The sequence below is a fragment of the Acidobacteriota bacterium genome (genome assembly GCA_009861545.1).
In the GTDB taxonomy this organism is placed as follows: domain Bacteria; phylum Acidobacteriota; class Vicinamibacteria; order Vicinamibacterales; family UBA8438; genus WTFV01.
This window is the reverse complement of sequence record VXME01000095.1, coordinates 83,371-93,692: the sequence shown is the minus strand read 5'-3', so window position 1 is coordinate 93,692 and position 10,322 is coordinate 83,371. Positions and strand designations below refer to the sequence as shown.

Sequence of the window (10,322 nt, the reverse complement as noted above, 5' to 3'; positions counted from 1 at the left end):
GGGGGGGGCCCCCCGCCCGCCGCGGCCTCGCCGGGCGGCCGGGCTGGCGCCGCCCCCCGGCGGGGCGCCCTCCCCGGGGTCGCCCCCGGGGGGGGGGCCGGCCCCAGGCGTCGTCCGCGCCGCCGCCGCCGCCGCTTCTTCTCCGGGCCAGGCTCTCCGCCACTGCTGCCGCCGCTGCCGCTGCCGGGGGTTTCCGCGGCGTCGGCCGTCCGCGAAGCCTCGCCGGACGCGCCGGACGTTCGGAACTGCACGATCTCTTCGAGCGCGCGAGACCGCCGCTCGTCGAAATCGAGGCGGGCGGCGACCGATTCGACCCGCATCTTGTGGTTCTTCAGATCGATGGCCAGCCTGGTCATCTCGACGACCAGGTTGTTCAGCACTTCGTACGTCAGGACGTCGAGCTCCGCGCGCGCCTGGTTTCTCTCCTGATTCACCTTCAGCGCCCGCGACAACGTCCGGCCGGTGCTGTCCGCGTGCACGGAGAGCGCCCGAACGGCCTCCAGCATCGGCCCCGGGTTGATGAACAGCTTCAGCACGGGGCGCAGCAGGCGCCGGATTCCCCGCAGAATGCCGCCGATGCCGCCACGGGAGGATCGGTAGACGTCGTCGGGCTCGAACGGGGGTACGGCGACCGGCTCGAAGGGCTCCCCCGCCGCGAGCGACTCCGAGTCCGGAGAAGCGCCGCGCTGCTTCCGGTAGTGCTCGAGCAGATCGGAGCGGACCTTCCGCGGGTCGAGAAAGCGGTCGAGCTTCACGCTCGCGAGCTCGCGGATCTGGTCCTCGGTGTAGTCCACGCCCCGCTTCTCGCGCAGGCGGGCGCGGATCTGTTCCATGATCTGCTCGACGTCGACGGCATCGGATCGGATGTTGAACTCGGCCATCTGTCCCCGTGGGATGGCCGACCGCCGCGGCGCGGGAGAATCCGCGGCTTGGCCTTGGTGAGCTCGTTGCGTCTCGGCGGGCGCCCGCCGATCAGGAGAAGCTGTCGAGCGCCTCCTGCTCGTTCTCGAAGGCGTCGAACACGGTCAGCAGCTTCGTGATGGACAGCAGGTCCTCGATGCGCTTGGTCAGGTTCAGCAGCTTCAGCTTTCCGCCCTGGCGGTTGACGGTATGCAGGGTGCTGACCATCTGTCCGAGCCCGGCGCTGTCGACGTAGGGCACATCGGCGAGATTCAGCACCAGCTTCCGGTGTCCCTGGTGGATCACGCTGTTGATCTTGTCCTTCAGCAGCTCGTCGCCTTCCCCAATCGTCAACTTGCCCGCCAAGTCCAGAATCATCACGTCGCCGACCTGCCGCTCTTCGATCTGCATGGCTGCTACTACCCCCGACTCCCCGGTTTGGCGATGCCCGGACGGCTCACTTCAGTCTGGTGGCCGCTGTTGCCGGGAAGGCTGTTGACTGCGCCGAAAGCCCCGAAAACCTAACACGCGCCCTCGCCCGTGTCAACGACGCGCATGCGCCGCCGCGGCGGTCAGTCGGCGTCCCGCCGCATCTTCTTCCGGGAGCGTTTTCTGGCGAGCGCCTGCTTGGCGCGCCGCTTGTCGCCCGGCTTCAGATAGAAGGAGTGCTTCTTGATGTCCTTGATGATGTCTTCCTGCTGGACCTTCCTCTTGAAACGACGGAGGGCGCTCTCGATCGACTCGTTTTCCTGGACTCGGACCTCTGCCACGTTCGATTCACCCCCTCCGTCGATCCGGATGTCTCGCGGATCGGTCTGGCGCGACCGGCGCGTATGCTAGGCTCACCGCGTCGGATCGCAAACGCTCAGAATAGGTTGAATGCTTCTCCGGCGTCAACCGGCGGACCGCGGCCGCCAGGGGAGGAGCGGCGGCCGGTCGAAGCGCCGCGAACGGGCTTCGTCATGACAGGGAGTTGCGCCCGTGAACGTGCTGGTTGTCGGGGGGGGCGCTCGCGAGCACGCGCTCGTCAGGGCGCTGGCGGCGGACACCGCCGTCGACCGCGTGGTCTGCGCTCCCGGCAACGCGGGCATCGCTCGGGAGGCCGCCGTACGCGTGGCGCCGGTGGACGTCTCCGAGCCGCGGGCGCTGCTCGCGCTCGCCGCGTCCGAGGGCGCGGACCTGACCGTCGTCGGGCCCGAGCTGCCGTTGGCGCAGGGGGTGGCGGATCTCTTCGGCGAGGCGGGCCGCCTGCTCTTCGGGCCGACGCGGGCGGCGGCGGCGCTCGAATCGAGCAAGGCCTTCGCCAAGGCGTTCATGGCGCGCCGCGGGATTCCGACGGCGCGGTTCGAGGTCTGCACGGACGAGCGGCAGGCGCTCGCTGCGGTCGCCGGAGACCGGTTCGGGTTTCCGGTCGTCGTCAAGGCCGACGGACTCGCGGCCGGGAAGGGCGTCACGGTGGCGGCGGATCGGGCCGCCGCGGAAGCCGCCGTCCGCGAGGCGATGGTGGCCCGACGCTTCGGGGAGGCCGGTGCGACCGTCGTCGTCGAGGAGTGCCTGTCGGGACCGGAGGTCTCCTTCTTCGTCGTCGCGGACGGCCGGCGTTGCCTGGCCCTGCCGGCGGCCCAGGATCACAAGCGCGTATTCGACGGCGACGCGGGGCCGAACACGGGCGGCATGGGTGCGTTCGGGCCCAGCCCGCTCTTCGACTCCGAGCTCGAAACGCGGGTCCTGCGCGACATCGTCGGCCCGGCGATCGACGGTCTGCGGGGCGAGGGCCGCGAGTACCGCGGCGTACTCTACGTCGGACTCATGCTGACGGCGGCCGGCCCGCGGGTGATCGAGTTCAACGTGCGCTTCGGCGATCCGGAGGCGCAGGTCATTCTTCCCATGGTCGAAAGCGGCCTCGCGGCCGTGCTGCTCGGGGCGGCGCGCGGGAATCTCGGCGACGCCCGCTGGCGTGTCGCCTCGGACCCCCACGTCGGTGTCGTGATGGCCTCGGGCGGGTACCCCGGATCCTACGAGACCGGCCGGCCGATCGAGGGACTCGATGACGCCGCCGCGGTGCCGGGCGTGCACGTGGCGCACGCCGGCACGGCGTTGCAGGGCGGCCGTATCGTCACCAGCGGCGGCCGCGTGCTCACGGTCGTCGCCCGCGGCGCGAGCTATCCGCAGGCCATCGCCCGCGCGTACGACGCCGTCGGGCGCATCGCGTTCGACGGCAGCCACATGCGGACCGATATCGGACGGAAGGCCCTGGCCGCGACCGAGGTTCGCGGCCTGGCCTGAATCACGGAGGACAGTCGCCGGATGGCGGAACGGGAAGTACAGATGCAGAGAGACGTACAGATACTGATGGGATCCAACTCGGACGCCCCGGTCATGCGCAAGGCGGCCGAGGTGCTCGACGCACTCGGCGTGACGGCGCACATGACGGTCGCTTCGGCCCACCGCTCGCCGGCGCGGGTGCAGCGCATCATCGCCGAGGCGCCGTCCGCCGGCGTGAAGGTGTTCATCGTCGGCGCCGGCGCCGCCGCGCATCTCGCCGGCGTGGTCGCGGCGCACTCGGCCCTGCCGGTCATCGGTGTGCCGATCGACTCGTCCCCGCTCAAGGGGTGGGATGCGCTGCTCGCCACCGTTCAGATGCCGCCGGGGGTGCCCGTGGCCACGGTGTCGGTGGGCGCCTCCGGGGCGGTCAACGCCGCGGTGCTCGCCGCGCAGATCCTGGCCCTGTCGGATGCCCGCGTGGCCGAGAGGCTGGCCGCCTACAAGGCCGGGCTGGCCGAGAAGGTCGAGCGGGTGGCGGCCGAGCTCGAAGGCGCGTCGGGGCGCTAGTCTTCGAACAGCATCACGAGCAGCGCCTTCTGGGTATGGAGGCGGTTCTCGGCCTGATCGAAGACGGCCGACGCAGGGCTGTCCAGCACCGAGTCGGTCACCTCCTCGCCTCGATGGGCGGGCAGGCAGTGCAGGAAGCAGGCGTCCTTCCCGGCGTGGGCCATGAGCGCATCGTTCACCTGGTACGGTGCGAAGAGGCGGCGGCGCTCGGCGACCTCGGCTTCGCGGCCCATCGACGTCCAGACGTCCGTGTAGACGGCGTCGGCGCCGCTGACCGCGGCCACGGGGTCGCGGAACCGAGTCAGCTCGGCGCCGAACCGGGCCACCCGCGCGATGTCCCCGTCGATCCCCGGCGGCAGGTCGCACCCGTCCGGCGACGCCACCCGCACGTGGATGCCGAGCATGACCGCGGCCTGGGCGAACGAGGTCGCCACGTTGTTTCCGTCGCCGACGAACGTCACGGTGCGCCCGCGCGGGTCGCCCCAGCGTTCTTTCAGGGTCAGGCAGTCGGCCAGCGCCTGGCAGGGATGCTCTTCGTTGCTGAGCGCGTTGATGACGCGAAACGACGTGGTGGCCAGCGCCAGGTCGGTCAGGCGCGACTGTTCGTAGGTGCGGACCACGGCACCGGCCACCCAACGCTCGAGGCAGCGGCCGACATCGGCCAGCGACTCCCGCTTCCCGAGGGCGACGTCCGCCGACGGGACGATGAAGTTGCCGCCCAGCTCCCGGATGGCGATCTCGAACGTGGAGCGGGTTCGCAGCGACGGCTTCTCGAAGAGCAGCGCCACGTAGGTGCCCTGCAGCGCCGCCGAGGTCGGGGCCTCCTTGCCCAGCGGCCGGTCGCGCTTGAGGGTGGCCGACAGGGCCAGAGCGTGTTCCAGGTCGGCCGGCTCGAAGTCGAGAATCGACAGGAAACAGCGTCCTTCGAGGCTGCCGGCGCCGTGCGGGCCGTGCGTCGTCGCGGGTGCGGGATGATAGGTCGTCACTGTCGGCAGCTTCAGGTGCGGTAGTCCGCGTTGATGTGCACGTACTCGGCGCTGAAGTCGCAGGTCCACATCGTGGCCGCGCCCGCGCCGCCCACGCCGAGATCGAGGGTGACCTCGACCTCGTGTCCCTGCAGGTGCGCGGCGGCCTCGCGCTCGCGCTCGGCGAAAATCGTCGTGCCGTCGTAGAGGGTGGCGGGGCCGATCCGCACGACGGTCCGGTCCGGATCGAACGCGACGCCGGCGCGCCCCGCCACCGCCACGAGCCGCCCCCAGTTCGGGTCGCCGCCGTTGAGCGCCGTCTTCACCAGCGGCGAGTTGGCGATCAGCCGCGCCGTGCGCCGGGCGTCTTCCTTCGACGCGGCGCCGGTGACGCGCACGGTGACCAGCTTCGTTGCGCCTTCTCCGCCGCGTACGATCTCGCGGGCCAGCCCCGTGCACAGCGCGTGGAGCCCGGCCAGCAACGCCGGGTACGTCGCTTCGTCCATGCCGACGCCGCTCGCGCCGTTGGCCAGCATGAAGACCGTGTCGTTGGTCGACGGCTCGCCGTCCACGGTGATCGCGTTGAACGTGTCCCGCGCGACTTCCCGCAGGGCGCGATCGAGGGTCGCGGGATCGACGGCGGCGTCGGTGGTCAGGAACCCGAGCATCGTCGCCAGGTTCGGCTCGATCATCCCGGCGCCCTTGACCATGCCGCCGATCGTGAAGCTTCCCCACGGGGTCGTGACGTGCACCGCGGCTTCCTTGGGCGCGTTGTCGGTCGTCATGATCGCCTGAGCCGCAGCAAGGTGCGCGTTGCGGCTCAGGCTGCGCGCCGCCTCGTCGATGCCGGCCGCGACCTTCCCGGTGTCGAGCCGCATGCCGATGACGCCGGTCGACGCGATCAACGCGTGTTCCGGCTCGCAGCCGATCGCGTCGGCCGTGGCGGCGGCCATCGCGCGCGCGGCCTGCATGCCCTCGGCGCCGGTGCAGGCGTTGGCGCACTTGCTGTTGACGGCGACTACCCGGGCGTAACCGCCGGAGCGGGCGAGTTGCTCGCGAGACACCACGACCGGCGCCGCCACCGCGAGGTTGGTGGTGAACAGGCCGGCGGCGCTCGCCACCGCGTCCGAGACCAGGAGGGCGAGGTCCAGTCCGGACGGCTTCAGGCCGCACGCGACCCCGGCCGCCTGAAAGCCGGCGGGGGCCGTAATCCCGCCCTGCGCCGCGGTGATGGCCGGCGCCGTCATCTCCACGCTCCTGCCGTCCGCTTCAGGTCGAGCACGACGGCGTATTGCCGACAGCGCCGGAAGAGGTCGCACGTCTGGCAGTCGGCCGCGATCTTCGCCGGCACCCACGGGTGCGGGACGATGGAGAAACCGGCGCGCACGAACGGGCGCGCCTGGTGCGTGAAGGCGCAGAGCCGCGGAAATCGCTGCGACACCGCCTCGGCGATCAGAGCTTCGAGCAGCCGCCTTCCGACGCCGGTCCCGCGCCGCGGTCCCGCGACGACCAGCGATCGGACCTCTGCCACGGCGGGGCTCAGGCGGGCCAGCTCGCCGCAGCCGACGACGTCGTCGCCGTCCGTCGCGACCAGGAAGCGCGGCACGTGCAGCTCCACCTCCCCGAGGGGCCGGGCGAGCAGGTGGCCGGAAACGATGTTCTCGGTGATGAGTTGGTAGACGCGGCCGGCGTCCTCGGCCGTCGCGGGTCGAATCGCGATCTCCCGGGCGCCCGACGCCGAGGACACGGCGGTTGCGATCTGGGTCATGGTGGCCATGGTCCGCGGTTTCCGTCCCTTCACGCCCCGGGCAGCGCCGCGCCGGCGTCGTCGAGTGCGAGGCGCAGGCGCCGCAGCCCGTCGTCCATGTCGTCGTCGGAGATGTCGAGCGGCGGCAGCAGCCGGACCACGGTGCCGGCGGTGCGGTTGATCAGCAGTCCGCGCGCGAGGGCGCAGTCGACCGCGCGGTCGGCCACCGCCCGGTCGACCTCGATGCCCCACATGAGTCCGTCCCCGCGCACCTCGTGAATGGCGCCGCTGTCCGCCACCAGTGCGTCGAGGCCCTGCCGGAAGCGGCGGCCGGCGGTCGCCACGCGGTCGATGAGACCGTTGTCGAGGGCGTCGAGAAAGACCAGCGCCGCGCGGCACGCCAGCAGGTTCCCGCCGTAGGTGGTGCCGTGATCGCCGTAGGACACCGCCGCGGCGACCGCCTCGCTCATGAGCGCCGCGGCGACCGGAAAGCCGCCCCCCAGCGACTTGCCGACGGACATCAGGTCGGGAGTCAGCCCGAGGGCTGCGCTGTAGAACGGCCGGCCCGTGCGCCCCAGGCCGCACTGCACCTCGTCGGCTATCAGCAGCGTCCCCGTCGCCTCGCATGCCTCGGCGATGGCCCCCGCGGTCGCCCGCGGAATCGGTCGTACCCCGCCCTCGCCCTGGATCGGTTCGACGACGACGGCCGCGGTCCGTCCGGTGACGGCGTTGCGCACCCCGTCCGGATCGGTCGGGGAGACGAACCGCACGCCGGGCAGCAGCGGCGCGAACGGGGTCCGGTACGGCTCGCCGGCCGTCACGGACAGCGAGCCGAACGTACGGCCGTGGAACGCGCCCTCGAACGCGACGATCTCGTAGCGCTCGTCCGCGCCCTGCATCCGCCAGTAGCGGCGGGCGAACTTCAGGCAGGCCTCGACCGCTTCGGTTCCGCTGTTGCAGAAGAACGCCCGGGGCAGCCCGGAGAGCCGCGCCAGACGCTCGGCCACCTCGCCCTGCAACGGGTGGAAGAAGAGGTTGGACACGTGCAGGAGCTCGCCGGCCTGCGCGGCCAGCGCGTCCGCCAGCCGGCGAGGCGCATGACCGAGCGAGGCGACGCCGATTCCCGAGAGCAGGTCGAGGTACTCGCGCCCTTCCGTATCGACCAGGCGCGATCCGCTGCCGCGCACGAACACCACCGGGTGCCGCTTGTAGTTCTGCAGCACATGCGCAGCCTCGACCGCCTTGACCGCCTCTGCCCTCGTCGTCATCGTCCTTCCCCGCGCGCCGCGGTCCGCGACGCTTGCGGCCGCCGTCTCGTTCCCGCGATCACGGTCGTTCCTGCCGCGAACGGCAGTCCGGCCGCGGACGCCCGTCCGGTCGCGAACGGCCGTCCGGCCGCGGACGCCCGTCCGGGCGCGAACGGCAGTCCTGCCGCGTTATCGAACATCCCCCGGCGCGCCTGACGTCCATCGACGATGGCGACCGCGCCGGCGCCCCCCTTGAGCGCGGCCCGGCAGGCGAGCAGCTTGGCCACCATGCCGGCGCTGGCCTGCCCGCCGCCGATCAGGGCGTCGATCGCCCGGTCGTCCACCGCGGGGATCGTCCGGCCGTCCGCGTCCAGCACGCCTGCCGTTCCGCCCGCGATGATCAGCCGCCGCGCCCCGAGCCGGGCCGCCAGGAACCCGGCCAGTGTATCGGCGTTGATATTGAAGATCTGTCCCCCGGGGCCGCTGCCGAGGCTGGCGACGACCGGCACGTGGCCGGCCCCCAGAAGATCGAGCAGCAACGCGGGCGGTTCGGATCCCACCGGCTTTCCCACGAATCCGAGATCCACTTGCGCCCCGTCCGCCGCCCGGTACCGCCGTTCCCGCCGCACGCGCGCCAGGCCGCCGTCGGCGCCGGTCAGGCCCACCGCGCTGGCCCCGGCGACGCCGAGCGCCGCCACCAGCCGCGTGTTGACGCGCCCGGCCAGGACGCCGGCCACCACGTCCAGGGTGGGGCCGTCGGTGATGCGCAGTCCGTCGACGGCCCGCTTCGGGATGCCGAGGCGCGCCATCTCGGCGTCCACCTCCCGCCCGCCGCCATGAACGACAACCAGCGGCTCCCGCTCGGCCACATCGGCCAGCGCGCCCGCGAGCCGTCGGCGCCGGGCCGTCTCCTCCAGCAGCTCGCCGCCGAGCTTGACGACCGTCGGCGGCCGTCGCCGCGGCGTCATCTCAATCCCTCGCGCTCGTCCAGCCCGCACGCGACGTTGAAGCTCTGCAGCGCCTGCCCGGCGGCGCCCTTCACGAGGTTGTCCAGGCAGCACACCAGCACCAGCCGCCCGTCGTCCACCTGCCAGCCGACGTCGCAGAAGTTCGTGTGCGCCACGTGCTTGATCTCGGGCGGCCGGTCGCCGGTCAACCGCACGAACGGCGAGCCCTCGTAGGCGCGCGAATACGCGTCGCCGATCGCATCGGCCGTCACGCCGGGGCGCAGGCGCGTGTAGATCGTCTCCAGGATCCCGCGGTCGAGCGGCACCAGGTGCGGAACGAACGTCACCGGGCGCGCCAGCTCCTGTTGAATCTCGGCGCCGTGCCGGTGGGCGAAGATGCCGTATGCCGCCACGCTGCCGTGCACCTCGGAGAAGTGCGTCCGCGGGCTCGGCTTCTTGCCGGCTCCCGATACCCCGGACTTGGCGTCGATGCAGACGTCCGCGTCCGCGGCGATCAGTCCGGCGTCGACGAGCGGCTTCAGGGCCAGGAGCGCGCCGGTCGGGTAGCACCCCGGACAGGCGACGAGCCCGGCCCCGGGCAGCAGCTCGCGGCTCCATTCCGTCAGGCCGTAGACGGCGGGCCGGCCGAGCGCGGGCGTCGCCGGATACCAGCGTCGTCGCTCGCCGTCGTCGCGCAGCCGAAACGCGCCGGACAGGTCGAAGACCCGCCGCCCGCGGGCGAGCAGGGCCGGGGCAAGCTCGGCGCTGACCGTGTCGGGCAGGCCGAGGAAGACGACGTCGGCCCGGTCGGCCAGACCGTCCATCGAGAACGGCTCGATGCGGCCGTTCCAGATTCCCGCGAGCGCGGGCAGATCCTGCGCGGTCTCGCTGCTGCCCGAGCTCATCGCGACGGTGACGTCGACCGCGGTGTGGCGCGCCGCGAGGCGCAGCAACTCCTGGCCGCCGTAACCGGTCGCGCCGGCGATTCCGATTCGGATGTTGGACATCTATCGCGTCAGGAACGTCGTTTCTGTCGGGCCTGGATATCTATGCGCCAAAGAGCGTAATTATACGCCTTGCGTCCCGGTCACGTCAACCGCCGCCAGTCGAGATGGCCGCATTTCCTCCGTTGCGAGTGGGGTAGTTCCCCGCGTTGCACGCCGATCTCCGGCGGTGTATACTGATTCGCCAGCTTGAATATTTATGAAACGCTACCGGCAGTCGGCCATCCTCGATCTCGTGTCCCGCGAGGCCATCTGCAGTCAGGACGCGTTGGGGCGAAAGCTGCGCGCGCGGGGGTTTCACGCGACGCAGGCGACCATCTCGCGCGACATCAAGGAGCTGCAGCTCGTCAAGCGGGCAAGTGACGGCGCATACGAGCGGCCCGGCGCTTCCGAGGGAGGGCGCGGACTGGCCGACGCCGCGTTGCGCCGCGCGATCCTGGAGTACCTGCGCCGCGTCGATCTCGTACAGCAGTTGCTCGTGCTGCGGACCGGTCCGGGGCAGGCGCAGCCGCTGGCGCTCGCCATAGACAGGGCCGAGCTGTCGGAGGTGGTCGGGACCGTGGCCGGCGACGACACCATCCTGGTGATCACCCGGCATGCGCGGGCCGGCCGCGAGGTGACGCGGCTGTTCGAGGGATGGGCCATGGAGGACCGGGCGCATCCGCGGCAGGCCTTGTAGT

10 protein-coding genes and 1 pseudogene are annotated in these 10,322 nt (G+C 71.8%); 2 read left to right on the top strand and 9 right to left on the bottom strand.

Features of this window, described 5'->3' with window-relative positions; all coding sequences use genetic code 11:
- The 3 genes from F4X11_15965 to F4X11_15955 form a co-directional block, all read right to left on the bottom strand.
- The coding region (locus F4X11_15965) for a hypothetical protein (GenBank protein MYN66503.1) at window positions 1-881 on the bottom strand (881 nt) is incomplete at its 3' end.
- A 91-nt stretch (window positions 882-972) separates the two neighbouring features.
- Entirely contained in the window at window positions 973-1,311 is a 339-nt protein-coding gene (locus tag F4X11_15960) for an STAS domain-containing protein (protein ID MYN66502.1), read from the bottom strand.
- A gap of 161 nt (window positions 1,312-1,472) precedes the next feature.
- The gene (locus tag F4X11_15955; protein ID MYN66501.1) at window positions 1,473-1,670 is read right to left on the bottom strand and encodes a 30S ribosomal protein S21; all 198 of its coding nucleotides are present in this window, start codon (window positions 1,668-1,670) and stop codon (window positions 1,473-1,475) included.
- Window positions 1,671-1,881: 211 nt separating this feature from the next.
- Between F4X11_15955 and purD the strand changes: the two are divergent.
- Window positions 1,882-3,732: pseudogene (purD, locus tag F4X11_15950) on the top strand (phosphoribosylamine--glycine ligase).
- On the opposite strand, the gene argF reads toward purD, so the two are convergent.
- Genes argF through argC form a run of 6 tightly spaced genes read right to left on the bottom strand, consistent with a single transcriptional unit; the run spans window position 3,729 to window position 9,645 of the window.
- A complete protein-coding gene (argF, locus tag F4X11_15945; GenBank protein MYN66500.1) occupies window positions 3,729-4,787 on the bottom strand; it encodes an ornithine carbamoyltransferase in 1,059 nt (352 codons plus the stop codon). The pseudogene purD and the gene argF overlap by 4 nt on opposite strands.
- Window positions 4,730-5,944, bottom strand: a complete 1,215-nt coding sequence (argJ, locus tag F4X11_15940; protein MYN66499.1) for a bifunctional glutamate N-acetyltransferase/amino-acid acetyltransferase ArgJ — start codon at window positions 5,942-5,944, stop codon at window positions 4,730-4,732. Before argJ ends, argF begins: the two co-directional genes overlap by 58 nt.
- Window positions 5,941-6,474 (bottom strand): GNAT family N-acetyltransferase, encoded by a 534-nt coding sequence (locus tag F4X11_15935; protein ID MYN66498.1) that lies wholly within the window; start codon window positions 6,472-6,474, stop codon window positions 5,941-5,943. The genes argJ and F4X11_15935 overlap by 4 nt, the downstream gene beginning before the upstream one ends.
- A gap of 20 nt (window positions 6,475-6,494) precedes the next feature.
- Window positions 6,495-7,712, bottom strand: a complete 1,218-nt coding sequence (locus tag F4X11_15930) for an acetylornithine/succinylornithine family transaminase (GenBank protein ID MYN66497.1) — start codon at window positions 7,710-7,712, stop codon at window positions 6,495-6,497.
- Window positions 7,709-8,659, bottom strand: a complete 951-nt coding sequence (gene argB / locus F4X11_15925; GenBank protein MYN66496.1) for an acetylglutamate kinase — start codon at window positions 8,657-8,659, stop codon at window positions 7,709-7,711. Before argB ends, F4X11_15930 begins: the two co-directional genes overlap by 4 nt.
- Entirely contained in the window at window positions 8,656-9,645 is a 990-nt protein-coding gene (argC, locus tag F4X11_15920; GenBank protein ID MYN66495.1) for an N-acetyl-gamma-glutamyl-phosphate reductase, read from the bottom strand. The genes argB and argC overlap by 4 nt, the downstream gene beginning before the upstream one ends.
- Before the next feature lie 196 nt (window positions 9,646-9,841).
- On the opposite strand from argC, the gene F4X11_15915 reads away from it, so the two are divergent.
- Window positions 9,842-10,321 carry an arginine repressor gene (locus tag F4X11_15915; protein MYN66494.1) on the top strand — a complete coding sequence of 160 codons (480 nt, stop codon included), beginning with the start codon at window positions 9,842-9,844 and terminating at the stop codon, window positions 10,319-10,321.
- The last annotated feature ends 1 nt before the right edge of the window (window position 10,322 follow it).